Genomic DNA, 16597 nt, shown 5'->3' with positions numbered 1-16597 from the left:
CATGACCGCAACAGACCTCGCCCCGACCGCCGCGCGTGCCGGCCGGCGCATCCCGGTGTGGCTCGCCATCGTGGCGGCCTCGCTCCCGATGTTCATGGCGACGCTCGACAACCTCGTCGTCACCAGCGCCCTCCCGGTGATCGCCCGCGACCTCAGCGCCTCCATCGAGGAGCTGCAGTGGGTCGTCAACGCGTACACGCTGAGCTTCGCCACCCTCATGCTCATGGCCGTCGGCCTCGGCGACCGGTTCGGCCGACGCACGGTCTTCTTCGGCGGCATCGTCGTCTTCACGGTGGCCAGCGCGGCCGCCGCGCTCGCCACCGAGCCCTGGATGCTCATCGCGGCCCGCGCCGTGCAGGGCGCCGGCGCCGCCGCGCTCCTCCCCCTCTCGCTCACCCTGCTCGCGGGCAGCGTCAGCGCCCGGCTGCGTCCCGCCGCCATCGGGATCTGGGGCGGCATCTCGGGCCTCGGCGTCGCCCTCGGCCCGCTCATCGGTGGCGCCGTGGTCGAGGGATGGAACTGGCAGGCGATCTTCTGGCTCAACGTGCCGCTCGGCGTGATCGCGGTGCCGCTCGTGCTCCTCGCCCTCCCGAACAGCTTCGGCGCCCGCGTGCGCTCCGACATCGTCGGCCTCCTGCTGGCCGCCCCCGGTGTCTTCGGACTGGTCTACGGGATCGTCCGCGGCAACGACGCGGGCTGGAGCAGCACCGAGGTGCTCGTCTCGCTGATCGGAGGCGGTGTGCTGCTCGTGGCCTTCGTGCTCTGGGAGTCGAGGACGCCCGCGCCACTCCTGCCCCTGCGGCTGTTCCGCGACCGCAGCTTCACCGCGGCCAACCTGGTCGGCATGACCTTCAGCTTCGGGATCTTCGGGGCGATCTTCATCCTGATCCAGTTCCTGCAGGTGGTGCAGGGCCACACGCCGCTCGAGGCCGGCGTGATGACCATGCCGTGGACCCTCGCGCCGATGGTGGTCGCACCGCTGACGGGCCTGGTCTCGTCGCGGACCGGCACGCGGCTGCCGATCGTGGGCGGCCTCGTGCTCCTCGCGGTGGCCATGGGCTGGATCGCGCTCACCCTCTCCGCCACCCTCCCGTACTCCGAGATGTGGCCGCCGTTCCTGCTCGCCGGCGTCGGCATGGGACTCGTCTTCGCTCCCAGCTCGACGGCCGTGCTCGCCAACATGCGGGCGGCCGATCACGCGAAGGCGTCGGGCACGAACTCCACGCTGCGCGAGATCGGCGTCGCCCTCGGCGTCGCCGTGCTCACCGCCGTCTTCACCGGTGCCGGCGGGACGCTCACCCCGACCGGCTACGTGGACGCGGCGATCCCCGCTGTGTGGGTGGGCGCGTCCGCGCTGGCCGTCGCCGCGGTGATCGCCTTCGCGCTCCCCGGCCGTCGCCTGGCCGCCCGGCTTGCGGCGGAGACGGACGAGGCAGGCCACGACGACGTCGGCGCGCCGGCCCCGATCGAGGCGGCCCCGGTCCCCGTCCCCTGACGGGCCGCATCCCGGTCCGAGGGGTCGCATCCTGCCGCTTCGGCGCGCGCGGAACGGCAGGATGCGACCCCGGTCTCGCGTGAGCAGCAAGCCGCACGACGTAGGCTGGTCCGCGTGCGGATCGGCGTCATCGGAGCAGGAGCGATCGGCGGCGCCGTCGCGTCGCTGCTCGACCGCGTCGGCCATCTGGTCGAGGTGACCGCACGCGGCGAGCACCTCGCCGCCATCCGAGCGGACGGTCTCCGCCTCGACGGAGGCTGGGGTGAGCACACCGCGCGCGTCGAGGCAGCGGAGACCCTGCAGTCCACGCCCGAACTCGTCTTCCTGTGCACGAAGGCACAGGATGCCCGAACCGCCATCGAGGAGAACGCGCACGTCCTCCGCGGCGTGACCGTGGTCGTCGTGCAGAACGGGCTCGCTGGCCTCCGGGAGGCCGCCGGCCTCCTCCCCGACTCCGACTGCGTCGGAGCGCTCGCGCTCTACGCCTCGAGCTACCTCTCCCCCGGCCGGATCACCGTCACGACCACCGCCAACACGTACCTCGGCGCCGGCGACGGCGCGCCCCCCGAGGCTGCAGTGGAGGCCGCGCGCATCCTCGACGTGGCCATGCCGGCCTTCGCGGTCGAGAACTTCACCGGCTGTCAGTGGACCAAGCTGATCGTCAACCAGGTCAACGCCATGCCCGCCATCACGGGCCTCAGCGTGCAGCAGACGCTGGCCGACCGGAGGCTGCGCGCGATCGTCACCGCGAGCATGCAGGAGGCCACCCGCATCGGCCTCGACCACGGCATCCGGTACGGGAGCATCCAGGGCCTCGACCACCGCATCCTGAGGTTCGTCGCCGCCGCACCCCGCTGGGCCGCGCAGGTCGTTCCGCTGCTCATGAAGCGCCGGATGGGTGCGACGCCGAACCCGGGGTCCACCCTGCAGAGCATCCGGCGCGGGCAGCGGAGCGAGATCGACTACCTCAACGGCGCCGTCGTCGCCGAGGCCGCGGCCATCGGGCGCGGGGCACCGATCAACGCGGAGCTCACCGCGCTCGTGCACGAGGTCGAGGAGCGCGGGGGCTTCCTCGCCCCGGAGGCCGTCGCCGAGCGCCTGCGTCCGCTGACCGCCTGAGGTCGGCGCGACGGGTTCAGCGCGCAACTCGCACCGGGTGCGCCGGATCGGCGTCGTCGACGAGCACGTCGGCGACTTCCCGCGGCCGGGCCTCCCGCTCGTACGGCTCCCATTCGGGCGCGTTCACCAGTAACACCGACGCGTTCCACTCTCCGCGCAGCTCCGGCCGCAGCAGGAACTCGCCGTCGATGACGAGCACGGCGTCCTGTCCCGCCGTCTCCCAGCGGCTCTCGACGGGGACATCCCTGACCTCGTCGAAAGCCGCGGTCTGGAAGCCGGTGCTCCCGGCGAGACGGAACGGATCGAGCAGCACCCGCCGCAGCGTCACGTAGTCGAACGACGAGCGGTAGTAGTCCTCCAGCGTCTCCCGCCCGAGCCGAGTCCGGTCGGCGCGGGAGCGGTGGAAGTCGCCGATGGAGGCGCGGAACGTCTCCGTCCCGGCCTCACGGAACACGTCCGCGAGATCGTCGGCGAACGCCGCCGTGCCTCCCCCGCCGTCCACCGCGACGACGACCCGTCCGAGCGGCGACGCAGCGCGGACGGTCCCCGCCACATCCCTCAGGAGCAACACACGCGGGGTGGGAGGCAGTCTCATGCCCCGAGCATAGGCCGCGCCGCCAGGCAGTAGCCTCGAAGGATGCCCGACACCTTCGCCGAGACCGTCGTCGACTGGTACCACGCCAACCGCCGCGACCTCCCGTGGCGACGCGACGGGTTCACCGCGTGGGGGACGCTCGTCAGCGAATTCATGCTCCAGCAGACGCCCGTCTCGCGGGTGATCCCGCGGCTCGAGGAGTGGCTGGAGCGGTGGCCGACACCCGCGGACCTGGCGTCGGTGCCGCCCGGAGAGGCGGTCCGCGCCTGGCAGTCGCTCGGCTACCCCCGCCGTGCGCTGTGGCTGCACGCGGCGGCCGTCGCCATCACCGAGAGGCACGGCGGCGTCGTCCCCGACGATGTGACCGAGCTGCTCGCCCTGCCCGGAATCGGCGATTACACCGCCCGCGCGGTCGCGGTCTTCGCGTACGGCGAACGGCACCCGGTGGTCGACACCAACATCCGCCGTGTCATCGCCCGTGCCGTCGACGGACAGGCGGAACCGGCTCCGCCGAGCGCCCGGCGCGATCTCGCCGCGATGGAGGCCCTTTTGCCGGCGGATCGACCGGCCGCGGCCGCATTCAATGCCGGAATGATGGAGCTCGGCGCGATCGTCTGCATCGCCCGTTCGCCGCGCTGCGACGAGTGCCCGCTGCGCGATCGGTGCGCGTGGCGGGCGGCCGGCTACCCGGAATACGACGGACCCCGCAAGGCCGTGCAGAAGAAGTACGAGGGCAGTGACCGCCAGGTGCGCGGCCTCATCCTCGCCGAACTACGGGCGTCCCACATCCCCGTCACCGCAGCCGAGCTCGAGGGCGTGTGGCCCGACGCGGCGCAGCGCGACCGCGCCCTCACCGGGCTGCTCGCGGACGGCCTCGCCGTCCGGTCCCAGGGCGGCTACACCCTCCCGTAACCGTCGGCTCTCGCCGAAGTTCACGTCGTTGCGCTCAAAACCGCGGAATGAGCGCAACGACGTGAACCTCGGTCACTCCTCTTCGTCGCGCGGCTTGACGTACGGGTCTTCGTCGCCCGCATAGGCGGCACCGGCGGCCAGACCGGCCACCGCGGTGTCGCGCTCGCGCGCCTCGCGGAGCAGGTCCTCGATGTGTGCGGCGTTCTCCGGGATGGCGTCGAGCTGGAACTCCAGCGTCGGCGTCAGGCGGGCGGTGATGTTCTTGCCCACCTCGCTGCGGAGCATGCCGGTGGCGGCCTTGAGCGCCGCCGCCGAGCCTTCTCGCTCCTCGTCGGTGCCGTAGACGGTGTAGAACACGGTCGCGTGCTGGAGGTCGCCCGTCACCTGCACGTCCGTGATGGTCACGAACCCGAGGCGCGGGTCGCGCAGGCCGCGGTCGAGCCGCTTGGCGATGATGACCTTGATTCTGTCGGCGAGCTTCCTCGCGCGTGCCGGATCGGCCATTGCTGTCTCCTCTTCGTTCCGGGTGGACGGTGAAGCCGGAAGGCCCGGCGGATCACCGCCGGGCCTTCCGTGCATCCGATCAGACGCGGGGCTTCTCCCGCAGCTCGGTGGTCTCGATCTCGTCGCCGACCTGGATGTCGTTGTACTTGCCGAGGCCGATACCTGCCTCGAAGTCCGTGCGGACCTCGGTGACGTCGTCCTTGAACCGGCGCAGCGACTCGATGGCGAGGTTGTCGCCCACCACGACGCCGTCGCGGATGACGCGCGCCTTGGCGTTGCGCGTGATCGTTCCGGACCGGACGATGACACCGGCGATGTTGCCGAACTTCGAGGAGCGGAACACCTCGCGGATCTCGGCGACACCCGACTGGACCTCTTCGAACTCGGGCTTGAGCATGCCCTTGAGCGAGTTCTCGATGTCCTCGATCGCGTTGTAGATGACCGAGTAGAAGCGCACGTCGACACCCTCGCGGGCGGCACGCTCGCGGGCCTTGACGTCCGGGCGGACGTTGAAGCCGATCACGATCGCGTTGTCGATGGTCGCCAGGTCGATGTCCGACTCGGTGATCGCGCCGACACCGCGGTGCAGGATGCGCAGGCTGACCGAGTCGTCGACCTCGATCTTCATGAGCGACTCCTCCAGCGCCTCCACGGCACCGGACACGTCGCCCTTGATGATGAGGTTGAGCGCCTCGACCTTGCCCTCTTCCAGAGCGCGGGTGAAGTCCTCGAGCGAGATGCGCTTGCGGGCCTTGGCCAGCTGCGCGTTGCGCTCGGCGGCCTCGCGCTTCTCGGCGATCTGACGGGCCGTGCGGTCCTCCTCGGTGACGAGGAAGGTGTCGCCGGCGCGCGGGACGCTCGACAGACCCTGCACCTGGACCGGACGCGACGGGGCGGCCTCGAAGACGGCCTCGCCGTTCTCGTCCGCCATCGCGCGGACGCGGCCGTAGGCGGTGCCCGCCACGATCGCGTCGCCGACGCGGAGCGTCCCGGACTGGATCAGCACGGTCGCGACAGCACCGCGGCCCTTGTCGAGCTTGGCCTCGATCGCGACACCGCGGGCGTCCTTGTTCGGGTTCGCACGCAGGTCGAGACCGGCGTCGGCGGTGAGCAGCACCGCGTCCAGGAGGTCCTGGATGCCGATGTTGTTCCGCGCGGACACGTCGACGAACATGACGTCGCCGCCGTACTCCTCGGCCACCAGGCCGAACTCGGTGAGCTGCTGGCGCACCTTGGCCGGGTTGGCCTCGGGCTTGTCGATCTTGTTGACCGCGACCACGATCGGAACGCCGGCCGCCTGGGCGTGGTTCAGCGCCTCCACCGTCTGCGGCATGATGCCGTCGTCGGCCGCGACCACGAGGATCGCGATGTCGGTCACCTGCGCACCACGGGCACGCATGGCGGTGAACGCCTCGTGACCCGGGGTGTCGATGAAGGTGATCGCGCGCTCGATGCCCTCGTGCTCGGTCCACACCTGGTACGCACCGATGTGCTGGGTGATGCCGCCGGCCTCGCCCTCGACGACGTTCGCGCTGCGGATGGCGTCGAGGAGTCGCGTCTTACCGTGGTCGACATGGCCCATGACCGTGACCACCGGCGGGCGGATCTCGAGGTCCTCGTCGGACTCGTTCTCCAGCTCGGCGTCGAGGTCGATGTCGAAGCCCTCGAGGAGCTCCTTGTCCTCGTCCTCCGGGGAGACGACCTGGATCTTGTACCCCAGCTCCTCACCGAGGATCTGGAAGGTGGCCTCGTCGAGCGACTCGGTCGCGGTCGCCATCTCGCCCAGGTGGAAGAGGACGGTGACCAGCGACGCGGGGTTCGCGTCGATCTTGTCGGCGAAGTCCGAGATGGACGAGCCGCGACGCAGTCGGACGACCGTGCCGCCGTCGCCGCGGGGAACGGTCACGCCGCCCAGCGACGGGGCCTCCCGCATCTCGAATTCCTGACGCTTCGCGCGCTTCGACTTCCGGGCCTTGCTCTTGCCGCCACCGCGGCCGAACGCGCCGGCCGTGCCGCCGCCCGGTCCACGACCGCGACCGCCGCCACCGCCCGGGCGCGGGCCGGAGAACCCACCGGCCGTGCCGGGAGCGCCACCGGGACGCTGGAAGCCGCCGCCACCGGCGCCACCGGGACGCTGCTGGAAGCCGGGACGAGCACCGCCGCCCTGGCGGTTGCCGCCGGGGCGTCCCTGGCCGCCGCCCTGACCGGGCGCGCCGATGCGCGGCGAGCCCGGACGCGGCGGAGCGGGACGCGGGATGTTGCTCGGGGTGGGGCGCTGGCCCATTCCCTGCGAGCTCGAGAACGGGTTGTTGCCCGGACGGGGCTGCGCGGGACGCTGGCCCATGCCCTGGTTGGACGAGTAGGGGTTGTTGCCCGGGCGCGGTGCGCCGGGACGCGGCGCACTGCTGCCGCCGGGGCGCGGCGCCGACGACGGCTTGGCCGCGTCGGCCGGGCCCGCCGCCGAGGGCGTTCCGGCCTGCGGCGCCGACTGTGCGGCGGTCTGCGCGGCGGCCTTGTCGGCGGCGGCCTTCTCGGCCGCTGCCTTCTCGGCTGCGGCCTGGCGCTCGGCGACCGACATCGGCGCCTGCGGCTTGGGCGCGCCGGACTCGGCCTCGGCCGAGGCCGCCTGGGGACGCGGGCCGGGCGTGGCACCCGGACGCGGACCGGGCGCGGGCGCCTTGGGAGCGGCCGCGGCGGCCTTCTCGGGGGTGAAGCCTTCCGCCTCCAGAGCAGCGCGCAGCTTGCGGGCTACCGGGGGTTCGATGCTCGAGGACGGTCCCTTGACGAACTCGCCCATCTCTTTGAGCTTCGCGAGCGCGACCTTGCTGTCGACGCCGAGTTCGCTCGCGACCTCATGTACGCGTGGTTTTGCAGCCACAATTCTCCTGTCTGGGGCCCACCCCGGACAGGGCAGGCGTTAGTAGCGGACGGGACTCATTTCGAGCCGCTCATCGGTTGTCACTCATGTGAAGTCACTTGTTCTTCAGCCTGTTCTCGTAGGTAGGCCCGGATGGCCGTCGGGTCGAGCGCTCGCTCCACCCTCAACGCGCGCCCGAAGGCCCGCCGCTTGAGGGCGATGTCGAGACACTCGTCGACCGGATGCAGCCACGCGCCTCGCCCGGGGAGCGTGGCGGATCGATCCACCACGAGTTCCGAATTCCGGGCGACGACCCTCAGAAGAGAGGATCGGGGAGCGCGAGAACGGCATCCGACGCACGTTCTGACAGCTTCCATCTTACACCCGCGCGCCGGCCACACCGGTCGACGCACGGCCCCTCCTACTCCCGATCGAGGATCGAATCCGGCTGGATGTCGATCTTCGCGCCCGTCAGCTTCGCAGCGAGGCGGGCGTTCTGACCCTCCTTGCCGATCGCGAGCGAGAGCTGGTAGTCGGGCACGAGCGCCCGCACGGCCTTGAGTGACTCGTCGATCACGAACGCGCTCGTCACCTTCGCGGGCGACAGCGCGCTCGAGACGAACGTCGCGAGGTCGGGCGAGTAGTCGACGATGTCGATCTTCTCGTTGTTGAGCTCCGCGGTCACCGCGCGCACGCGCTGCCCGAGCTCGCCGATGCACGCGCCCTTGGCGTTGATGCCCGGCTCGGTCGCACGCACGGCGATCTTGGTGCGGTGGCCCGCCTCCCGCGCCAGAGACACGATCTCGACGACACCGCTCGCGATCTCCGGGACCTCGAGGGCGAACAGCTTGCGGACGAGCGCCGGGTGGGTGCGCGACACGGTGATCGACGGACCCTTCGGGCCCTTGGCGACGCTCGTGACGTAGACGCGGATGCGCGAGCCGTGGGTGTATTCCTCGCCCGGCACCTGCTCCTCGGGCGGGAGGATCGCCTCCACGCTGCCCAGGTCGACGTGGATCATGCGCGGGTTCGGTCCCTGCTGGATGACGCCGGCGACGATGTCGCCCTCGCGGCCGCGGAACTCCCCGAGCACGGCGTCGTCCGCGATGTCGCGCAGACGCTGATTGATGACCTGCTTCGCGGCGAAGGCGGCGATGCGGCCGAAGTCGCTCGGGCTGTCCTCGGCTTCGCCGACGACATTGCCCTCCTCGTCGCGCTCGGGCACGAAGACGGTGACGTGGCCGGTCTTGCGGTCGAGCTGTACCCGCGCGGCCGGAACCTCGTCCGCGTGGCTGTGGCCGTGGCGGTGGTCGGCCTGGTTGGTGTGCTTCAGGTAGGCGGTGAGAATCGCCTGCTCGATGATGTGCACCAGTTCGTCGAACGGGATCTCCTTCTCGCGCTCCATGAGACGCAAGACGCTGAGGTCGATGTCCATGCCGGCCTCCTCTATTCAGATTGCGCCGCCGCGCGATGGCACGGCGGACTCGACTATCTACGGTACCCGAGATTCGGGGAACGTGGGACCCTCGCCCGCTGCCGGACCCGCGCGGGTACCGTGCACCGCATGAGCGCCCCCACCCGAGCCGCCGCCACCGCCGAACGCAACCCCGTCGTGCGTGCCCTCGCCCGCGTGGGTCTCGCGACGATCGGCCTCCTCCACATCCTGATCGGCGCGATCGCCGTCGCGATCGCGGCGGGCGGGAGCGGAGACGCCGACCAGTCCGGCGCCCTGCAAGCGGTCGTCGCGGTGCCGGGCGGACTGTTCGCCGTGTGGCTGGCCGCCGCGGGTCTGATCGTCCTCGCCCTATGGCAGATCCTCGTCGCCATGCGGGCGCAGCGCACGGGCACGCGGCTCGTCGAACTCGGCAAGTGCATGCTCTACGCGGCACTCGCCGCCCTGGCGATCTCGATCGCGCTCGGCGGCTCGCACGACTCCTCGTCGTCGGAGAAGACGCTGAGCGCGCGCCTCCTCGCCCAGCCCGGAGGCGTGTTCGTGCTCGCCATCGTCGGGCTCGCCATCATCGCGGGAGGCGTCGTCTTCCTCCGCAACGGGATCACGCGCCGCTTCGAGCGCGACCTGCGCCTCCCCCCGAACGCGCTGGCCGAGGTGACGACGACACTCGGCCGCGTCGGCTACATCGCGAAGGGCGTCGCGCTGCTCCTCGTCGGCGGCCTCGTGGTCGCCGGCGCCGTGACCATCGACCCCGGGAAAGCGGGCGGGCTCGATGGCAGTCTGAAGGCGCTGGTCGGGCTCCCCTTCGGACCCGTCCTCCTCATCCTCATCGCAGTCGGCCTGATCGCCTACGGCGTGTTCTGGCTGGTGCGATCGGTCGCCGCCCGCCTCTGAGCCCTGCCGTTCACGTGAGCCGTGCCGTTCACGCCTCCTCGGCGGGGGCGGCGAACTGCGCGTTGTAGAGCGAGTAGTACGCACCGCCGCGTGCGAGGAGCTCCGCGTGGGTGCCCTGCTCGACGATGCTCCCCGCCTCCATCACCAGGATGAGGTCGGCGTCCCGGATGGTCGAGAGGCGGTGCGCGATCACGAAGGATGTGCGGTCGGCCCGCAGCGCACTCATCGCCTTCTGCACGAGGAGCTCGGTGCGCGTGTCCACCGACGAGGTCGCCTCGTCGAGGATCAGCACGCTCGGCCGGGCGAGGAACGCGCGCGCGATGGTCAGCAGTTGCTTCTCCCCCGCCGAGACATTGCCTCCCTCGTCGTCCAGTACCGTGTCGTAGCCGTCGGGCAGCGAGCGCACGAAACGGTCGACGTAGGTGGCCTTCGCCGCGGCGACGATCTCCTCCTCCGTCGCGCCAGGACGGCCGTACGCGATGTTGTCGCGGATGGTGCCCTGGAACAGCCAGGTGTCCTGCAGCACCATCCCCATGCGACTGCGGAGGTCGTGGCGCGTCATCGACGCGATGTCGACGCCGTCGAGCGTGATGCGTCCGCCGTTCAGCTCGTAGAACCGCATCATGAGGTTGACGAGCGTCGTCTTGCCCGCTCCGGTCGGCCCCACGATCGCCACCGTCTGGCCCGGCTCGGCGACCAGCGACAGGTCATCGATGAGGGGTTTGTCCTCGCTGTACCGGAACGAGACGTCCTCGAACGCGAGCCGGCCCTTCGTCCCGGCAGGGCTCTGCGGCTGCGCGGGGTCGGGAGTCTGCTCCTCGGCGTCGAGCAGCTCGAACACCCGCTCGGAGCTCGCGACGCCCGACTGCAGCAGGTTGGCCATCGAGCCGAGCTGCGTCAGCGGCTGCGTGAACTGGCGGGAGTACTGGATGAACGCCGTCACGTCGCCGAGCTGCATCGCGCCGCTCGCGACCTGGAGGCCGCCGACGACCGCGATCGCGACGTACATCAGGTTCCCGACGAACATCATCGCCGGCATGATGATGCCGGAGACGAACTGCGCGCCGAAGCTCGCCTCGTACATCTCCTGGTTCTTCGCCCCGAACCGCTCCTCGACCTCGCGGTGCCGACCGAACACCTTCACCAGCGCGTGGCCGGTGAAGGCCTCCTCGATCTGGCCGTTCAGCTCGCCCGTGTTCCTCCACTGCGCGACGAAGAGCTTCTGCGAGCGCTTCGCGATCAGCGCGGTGATCAGCAGTGTCAGCGGGATCGTGACCAGCGCGATCACCGCGAGCAGCGGCGAGACGACGAACATCATGACGACGACGCCGACGATGGTCAGCAATGACGTGAGGAGCTGGCTCATCGACTGCTGCAGGGTCTGCGAGATGTTGTCGATGTCGTTGGTGACCCGGCTGAGAAGCTCGCCGCGCTGCATCGTGTCGAAGTAGGTCAGCGGGAGGCGGTTGATCTTCTCCTCCACGTCCTGGCGCAGCCGGTACACCGTCCGCTGGGTCACGCCGTTGAGCACATACGCCTGCAGGTAGCTGAACACCGACGATGCGACGTAGAGCGCGAGCACCCACATGAGCACGTGCCCGACGGCGACGAAGTCGATTCCGGCGCCGGGGGTGAACGTCGTCCCGGAGAGGAGATCGGCGAACTGGCCCTGGCCCTCCGCGCGGAGCCCGGCGATCACCTGTGACTGGCTCACTCCGGCCGGGAACTGCTTCGAGAGCGCTCCGGCGAACACCAGGTTGATCGCGTTGCCGAGGAGTTTGGGTCCGAGCACGGCGAACACGACGCTCACCACGGCGAGCAGGGCCACGAAGACGATCGGCCAGCGCTCCGGCTTCAACTGGCCGGCCAGCCGGCGCGCAGACGGCCCGAAGTTCAGGGACTTCTCGGCGGGCATCCCCATGCCGCCGAACGGGCCACCGCCTCCGGGGCCGCGCCGCACGGGCGGACGGGCGGGGGCCGGCCGGTCCTCGGTGTCCTGGCTCATGCCGCCTCCTCCGCGGTCAGCTGCGACGAGACGATCTCGGCGTAGGTGGGGTTGCTCTCGAGGAGCTCCTCGTGCGTGCCGCGGCCGACCACACGACCGTCCTCGAGCACGATGATCTGGTCGGCGTCGACGATGGTCGAGACGCGCTGCGCGACCACGATCATCGTCGCGTCGGCGACCGAGCGGGCGAGTGCCGCGCGCAACCGGGCATCGGTTGCGGTGTCGAGGGCGGAGAACGAGTCGTCGAACACGTAGATCTCGGGCCGCTTGACGAGAGCGCGCGCGATCGCGAGCCGCTGCCGCTGGCCGCCGGAGACGTTCGTGCCGCCCTGGGCGATCGGCGCGTCGAGCCCGTCGGGCATCGCCTCGACGAAGTCCCTCGCCTGGGCGATCTCGAGGGCCCGCCAGAGTTCGTCGTCCGTCGCATCCGGTTTGCCGTAGCGGAGGTTGGAGGCCACGGTCCCCGAGAAGAGATAGGGTTTCTGGGGCACCAGACCGATGCGCGACCAGAGCAGCTCCGGGTCGAGCTCCGCGGCGTCCACGCCGTCCACCAGCACGAGGCCGCCCGTCGCGTCGAACAGCCGCGGCACCAGGTTCACCAAGGTGGTCTTGCCCGAGCCCGTGCTGCCGATGATGGCGGTGGTCTCCCCCGCCCGGGCGAGGAACGTCACGTCGCTGAGCACAGGCGATTCCGCGCCGGGATAGGCGAAGCTGACGTCCACGAACTCGACGGTGCCGTGGGAGGGCAGCGCGGTCACCGGGTTCTCGGGAGCGTGGACGGACGGCTCGGTGGCGAGGACCTCTCCGATCCGGTCGGCGCACACCGCGGCGCGCGGCACGAGCACCGCCATCATCGTCGACATCATGACACCCATGAGGATCTGCATGAGGTACTGCAGGAACGCCGTCAGCGTTCCGATCTGCATCGATCCGTCGTCGACGCGGAAGGCGCCGAACCAGATCACGGCCACGCTCGACACGTTGAGCACGAGCATCACGATGGGGAACATCAGCGCGAAGAGCCGGCCCGCCTTGAGCGCCGTCTCGGTCACCTCGTCGTTGGCGACCGTGAAGCGCGCCGTCTCGACGTCCTCACGGACGAACGCCCGCACGACGCGGATTCCGGTGAGCTGCTCCCGCAGCACGCGGTTGACGCGGTCGATCCGCTCCTGCATCCTGCGGAACAGGGGCACCATGCGGGTGATGATCAGGCCGACCGCGACGAGCAGGACGGGCACGCTCACGGCGATGAGCCAGGAGAGCTCGAGGTCCTGCTGCATGGCGAGCACGATGCCGCCGACCGCGAGGATGGGCGCGGACACCAGGAGCGTGCACGTCATGAGCACGAGCATCTGGACCTGCTGCACGTCGTTCGTGGTGCGGGTGATGAGCGACGGCGCCCCGAACCGCGAGACCTCACGCTCCGAGAACTCCCCCACTTTGTGGAAGACGGCGGTGCGCAGATCGCGGCCGACCCGCATCGCGACCTTGGCGCCGAAGTACACCGCGGCGATGGAGCAGGCCACCTGCACGAGGGTGACGCCGAGCATCCCGGCGCCGACGGTCAGGATGTAGCCTGTGTCGCCCTTGGCGATGCCGTTGTCGGTGATGTCGGCGTTGAGCGTCGGCAACCAGAGCGAGAGCAGCGATTGGCCGAGCTGGAACACCACCACCCCGACGAGCAGCCGCCAATGAGGCCGGAGGAACCGGCCGAGCAGTCTCAGGAGCATGTGCGACCTCCTAGTGGTGAGCCGCGTCGGCGGCGGGAGCGGCGCCCGAGGGCGTGAAGACGACGAACGGGCGCCCGGCGACGCCGAGGAGCGCGATCCGGGCGAGCTCGTCCACGCTGAACTCGATCCCCTCGTTGAGGGCCGGGAACGCGGACGAGAAGCTGATCAGACGGAGCACGTAGGCGACGCGCTCCGGCGGGAGGTTGAGGGCCGCCGCCTCCGGCTCGATGATGCGGGCGATGATGTGCGCGAACTCGTGGCGCTCCTGCGGCACGCTCGGACGCTCCGGACCGATGACGGCCATCATGCGCATCACGCTCTGGAAGCGCTCGCGCATCAGGTAGATGACGGCGCGGATCTTGTGCTCGAGCGGCAGGGCGGGATCGATCGCCCGCAGCGCGTCCCTGAGCGGCTCGGGATCGAGGTACTTCTCGATCGCGGCGGCGACCAGGGTCTCCTTGTCGCCGAAGGCACGGAAGACGGTGCCCTCCGCGATGCCCGCGGCCTCCGCGATCTGACGGGTGGTCACCCCGCGGCCGTGCTCGATGAGCAGCGGGATGACCGCGTCGATGATCATGGCCTTGCGGTCTTCCGGCGAGAGGGGTTGCGCGCGCGATCGCGCCTCGCGCGCGAGTCCCTCCGGCCCGGCCTCCGCGGAGGGGGCGTCTTCTCTGATCACGGAGGCGATGCTACGCGGAGTGAGTGCTCACTCACAACGCACACCCGTTCGCCCACGGCGAACAAGCTCCCTCCCCGCTACGGCACGACGGCGAAGATCTCCGAGATGCGCGCCACGTCGTCGACGGTCGGCGTCCACGCGGTGACCGCCTCGGCGTTCGCCACGATCTGCTCCGGCTTCGTGGCACCGGCGATCACACTCGTGAGTCCCGGCTGCGCGAGCAGCCACGCGAAGGTCGCCGCGAGCATGGTCACCCCGCGCTCGTCGCAGAACGCCTGGTACTCCTCGATACGGTCCCAGGGCGCGTCGTCCAGCAGGTGCTTGCGGATCATCATGATGCGGCTGTCGGCTGGGCCACCCTCCCGCGAGAACTTGCCGGTGAAGAGACCGTTGTAGAGCGGGAAGAAAGGCAGGAACCCCAGGCCGTAGGCGGTGACCGCCGGAAGGACCTCGCGCTCCGCGTCGCGTACGAGCAGGCTGTACTCGTTCTGCGCGGAGACGAACTTCGGATGCCCGTGCAGCCGAGCCGTGAACTCCGCCTCGGCGATCTGCCAGCCGGCCAGGTTGGAGTGGCCGATGTACCTGATCTTGCCTTCGGCGATCAGGTCGTCGAGGGTCGCGAGGGTCTCCTCGATCGGTGTGACGCCGTCCGGCCGATGCAGCTGGTAGAGGTCGATCCAGTCGGTGCGGAGGCGGCGCAGCGAGGCCTCCACCGCCAGGCGGATGTAGCGGCGTGAAGCGCGCGCTCCCCAATCGGGGCCGTTGGTCCCCGCCATGTCCATGCCGAACTTGGTGGCGAGGACGATGCGATCGCGCTTGCCCGCGAGGGCCTTGCCCATCAGCGACTCCGAGAGCCCGCGCTCGGCGCCGTAGATGTCGGCCGTGTCGAAGAACGTGACGCCCGCATCGATGGCGGCGCCGATCACGGCATCGGTACCCTCCTGCGTCTCGGTGACGGTGCCGGTGCGGCCGAAGTTGTTGCAGCCGAGACCGATCGTCGAGACGACGAGGCCGGAATCGCCGAGCGTGCGGTAGTCGATGTTCGCCATGCCCCGAGTCTAGGACGGGGTGCGGCCGCTCCCGCCCGGTTCGAGCGCGCGGGAGCGGCCTGCGCCCATCCACAGCGAGGCCACCGACGCCACGTGTCCCCAATGTCCGATTTCCGCGAGCCTCCGTCGGTGGCTGCTCCTAGAGTCGACACATGACCAGCTTCGCGTACCTCCTCCGCACCACGAGTCCGATCGGCAGGATCGAGCTCGCCGGCGACGGCGATGCCGTGACCTCGCTCTCGATCGAGCGCGGCGGCCGCCTCCCGCTCGACGAGCATCCCGAACGCAGCGGGGGCGTCCTCGACGAGGCGGCACGCCAGCTCGCGGAGTACTTCGCCGGCGACCGGCGCGAGTTCGACGTGCCGGTGCGGTTCGAGGGCACACCGTTTCGACGAGCGGTGTGGGAGCGGCTGCAGAGCCTCGAGTTCGGCACGCTCACCTCGTACGGCGAGCTCGGGCTCTCGCTCGGCTACAGCGGGTACGGGCGCGCCATCGGCGGCGCCGTCGGAGCGAACCCGGTGCCGATCATCGTGGGCTGCCACCGCGTGCTGTCCACGAGCGGAAAGGTGACGGGCTACAGCGGCGGCGAGGGCGTCCCGACCAAACTGTGGCTCCTGGAGCACGAGGGGATCCTGCTGGCCGCATGAGCATCGACGCCACGAACGCCGCCGCCACGAACGCCGCCGGCCGCGCCATCGATTCCGACGCAGGATCCACTCCGGTGCGCGCCGCCCTGGCCCGGGGCGACGACGGTCTCGACCGCTGCTCCTGGTCCGCCTCCGATGCGGAGTACCGCCGCTATCACGACGAGGAGTGGGGCCGAGAGCAGCGCGATCCGCGTGCGCTGTACGAGAAGCTCTGCCTGGAGGGGTTCCAGGCAGGACTCTCGTGGATCACCATCCTGCGCCGTCGCCCGGCCTTCCGGGAGGTGTTCCTCGGCTTCGAGCCGGAACGGGTCGCGGCGATGACGGAGGACGACGTGCTGCGCCTGCTCGGAGACGAGCGGATCATCCGGCACCGCGGCAAGATCGAAGCGACGATCTCCAACGCGCGCGCCGTCCTCGGCCTCGACGTGCCCCTCGAGGAGCTTCTGTGGAGCTTCGCTCCCCCGAGGGCTCCGGAGAGCGCACGACCGCGCGCGTGGGGCGACGTGCCGGCCGTCACGCCCGAATCGACCGCTCTGAGCAAGGAACTGCGCCGACGGGGCTTCCGCTTCGTCGGGCCGACCACCATGTACGCCCTGATGCAGGCGACCGGGATGGTGGACGACCACTTCGCCGGATGCTTCCGGGCCGCCTGACGGCG

Annotated in this window: 15 protein-coding genes; 6 read left to right on the top strand and 9 right to left on the bottom strand. The window is 70.5% G+C overall.

The window, feature by feature from the left end; genetic code table 11:
* Position 1 precedes the first annotated feature (1 nt).
* Complete coding sequence (locus tag LLS1_RS18355; RefSeq protein WP_226657808.1) at positions 2-1495, top strand: DHA2 family efflux MFS transporter permease subunit; 1494 nt, start codon at positions 2-4, stop codon at positions 1493-1495.
* A 114-nt stretch (positions 1496-1609) separates the two neighbouring features.
* Positions 1610-2614 (top strand): ketopantoate reductase family protein, encoded by a 1005-nt coding sequence (locus LLS1_RS18350; RefSeq protein ID WP_226657806.1) that lies wholly within the window; start codon positions 1610-1612, stop codon positions 2612-2614.
* A gap of 16 nt (positions 2615-2630) precedes the next feature.
* Here LLS1_RS18350 and LLS1_RS18345 read toward each other — a convergent pair whose 3' ends face one another.
* Positions 2631-3209, bottom strand: coding sequence for a hypothetical protein (locus LLS1_RS18345; protein WP_226657804.1), 579 nt, complete (start codon positions 3207-3209; stop codon positions 2631-2633).
* Positions 3210-3251: 42 nt separating this feature from the next.
* Between LLS1_RS18345 and LLS1_RS18340 the strand changes: the two genes are divergently transcribed.
* Entirely contained in the window at positions 3252-4121 is an 870-nt protein-coding gene (locus tag LLS1_RS18340) for an A/G-specific adenine glycosylase (RefSeq protein ID WP_226657802.1), read from the top strand.
* A 72-nt stretch (positions 4122-4193) separates the two neighbouring features.
* On the opposite strand, the gene rbfA is transcribed toward LLS1_RS18340, so the two are convergent.
* The 4 genes from rbfA to nusA form a co-directional block, all read right to left on the bottom strand.
* Entirely contained in the window at positions 4194-4625 is a 432-nt protein-coding gene (gene rbfA, locus LLS1_RS18335; protein WP_223360342.1) for a 30S ribosome-binding factor RbfA, read from the bottom strand.
* A 79-nt stretch (positions 4626-4704) separates the two neighbouring features.
* Positions 4705-7503 carry a translation initiation factor IF-2 gene (infB, locus tag LLS1_RS18330; RefSeq protein ID WP_223360341.1) on the bottom strand — a complete coding sequence of 933 codons (2799 nt, stop codon included), beginning with the start codon at positions 7501-7503 and terminating at the stop codon, positions 4705-4707.
* Positions 7504-7583: 80 nt separating this feature from the next.
* Entirely contained in the window at positions 7584-7859 is a 276-nt protein-coding gene (locus LLS1_RS18325) for a YlxR family protein (protein WP_223360918.1), read from the bottom strand.
* A 44-nt stretch (positions 7860-7903) separates the two neighbouring features.
* A complete protein-coding gene (nusA, locus tag LLS1_RS18320) occupies positions 7904-8917 on the bottom strand; it encodes a transcription termination factor NusA (RefSeq protein WP_223360340.1) in 1014 nt (337 codons plus the stop codon).
* A 129-nt stretch (positions 8918-9046) separates the two neighbouring features.
* Between nusA and LLS1_RS18315 the strand changes: the two genes are divergently transcribed.
* The gene (locus LLS1_RS18315) at positions 9047-9829 is read left to right on the top strand and encodes a DUF1206 domain-containing protein (RefSeq protein ID WP_226657800.1); all 783 of its coding nucleotides are present in this window, start codon (positions 9047-9049) and stop codon (positions 9827-9829) included.
* A gap of 28 nt (positions 9830-9857) precedes the next feature.
* Here LLS1_RS18315 and LLS1_RS18310 read toward each other — a convergent pair whose 3' ends face one another.
* The 4 genes from LLS1_RS18310 to LLS1_RS18295 all read right to left on the bottom strand — a co-directional run bounded on the left by LLS1_RS18310 (position 9858) and on the right by LLS1_RS18295 (position 15292).
* Complete coding sequence (locus tag LLS1_RS18310) at positions 9858-11834, bottom strand: ABC transporter ATP-binding protein (RefSeq protein ID WP_308443829.1); 1977 nt, start codon at positions 11832-11834, stop codon at positions 9858-9860.
* A complete protein-coding gene (locus LLS1_RS18305) occupies positions 11831-13564 on the bottom strand; it encodes an ABC transporter ATP-binding protein (RefSeq protein ID WP_226657798.1) in 1734 nt (577 codons plus the stop codon). The genes LLS1_RS18310 and LLS1_RS18305 overlap by 4 nt, the downstream gene beginning before the upstream one ends.
* 10 nt (positions 13565-13574) lie before the next feature.
* Positions 13575-14243, bottom strand: a complete 669-nt coding sequence (locus tag LLS1_RS18300; RefSeq protein WP_226657796.1) for a TetR/AcrR family transcriptional regulator — start codon at positions 14241-14243, stop codon at positions 13575-13577.
* A gap of 77 nt (positions 14244-14320) precedes the next feature.
* On the bottom strand, positions 14321-15292 hold the full coding sequence (locus LLS1_RS18295; RefSeq protein WP_226657794.1) for an aldo/keto reductase: 972 nt from the start codon (positions 15290-15292) through the stop codon (positions 14321-14323).
* Between the two features lie 152 nt (positions 15293-15444).
* Between LLS1_RS18295 and LLS1_RS18290 the strand changes: the two genes are divergently transcribed.
* Entirely contained in the window at positions 15445-15939 is a 495-nt protein-coding gene (locus LLS1_RS18290; protein WP_226657792.1) for a methylated-DNA--[protein]-cysteine S-methyltransferase, read from the top strand.
* Entirely contained in the window at positions 15936-16592 is a 657-nt protein-coding gene (locus tag LLS1_RS18285) for a DNA-3-methyladenine glycosylase I (protein WP_226657790.1), read from the top strand. Before LLS1_RS18290 ends, LLS1_RS18285 begins: the two co-directional genes overlap by 4 nt.
* Positions 16593-16597 lie beyond the last annotated feature (5 nt).

This window comes from Leifsonia sp. LS1, assembly GCF_020521355.1.
Classification (GTDB): domain Bacteria; phylum Actinomycetota; class Actinomycetes; order Actinomycetales; family Microbacteriaceae; genus Leifsonia.
This window is presented reverse-complemented; position numbering and strand designations above follow the sequence as displayed.

Bases quoted from the DNA above. Each gene is read 5' to 3' on its own strand.
- LLS1_RS18355 (WP_226657808.1), top strand. From the start codon at position 2: ATGACCGCAACAGACCTCGCCCCGACCGCCGCGCGTGCCGGCCGGCGC.
- LLS1_RS18345 (WP_226657804.1), bottom strand. From the start codon at position 3,209: ATGAGACTGCCTCCCACCCCGCGTGTGTTGCTCCTGAGGGATGTGGCG.
- LLS1_RS18340 (WP_226657802.1), top strand. From the start codon at position 3,252: ATGCCCGACACCTTCGCCGAGACCGTCGTCGACTGGTACCACGCCAAC.
- rbfA (WP_223360342.1), bottom strand. From the start codon at position 4,625: ATGGCCGATCCGGCACGCGCGAGGAAGCTCGCCGACAGAATCAAGGTC.
- LLS1_RS18325 (WP_223360918.1), bottom strand. From the start codon at position 7,859: ATGGAAGCTGTCAGAACGTGCGTCGGATGCCGTTCTCGCGCTCCCCGA.
- nusA (WP_223360340.1), bottom strand. From the start codon at position 8,917: ATGGACATCGACCTCAGCGTCTTGCGTCTCATGGAGCGCGAGAAGGAG.
- LLS1_RS18315 (WP_226657800.1), top strand. From the start codon at position 9,047: ATGAGCGCCCCCACCCGAGCCGCCGCCACCGCCGAACGCAACCCCGTC.
- LLS1_RS18310 (WP_308443829.1), bottom strand. From the start codon at position 11,834: ATGAGCCAGGACACCGAGGACCGGCCGGCCCCCGCCCGTCCGCCCGTG.
- LLS1_RS18305 (WP_226657798.1), bottom strand. From the start codon at position 13,564: ATGCTCCTGAGACTGCTCGGCCGGTTCCTCCGGCCTCATTGGCGGCTG.
- LLS1_RS18295 (WP_226657794.1), bottom strand. From the start codon at position 15,292: ATGGCGAACATCGACTACCGCACGCTCGGCGATTCCGGCCTCGTCGTC.
- LLS1_RS18290 (WP_226657792.1), top strand. From the start codon at position 15,445: ATGACCAGCTTCGCGTACCTCCTCCGCACCACGAGTCCGATCGGCAGG.
- LLS1_RS18285 (WP_226657790.1), top strand. From the start codon at position 15,936: ATGAGCATCGACGCCACGAACGCCGCCGCCACGAACGCCGCCGGCCGC.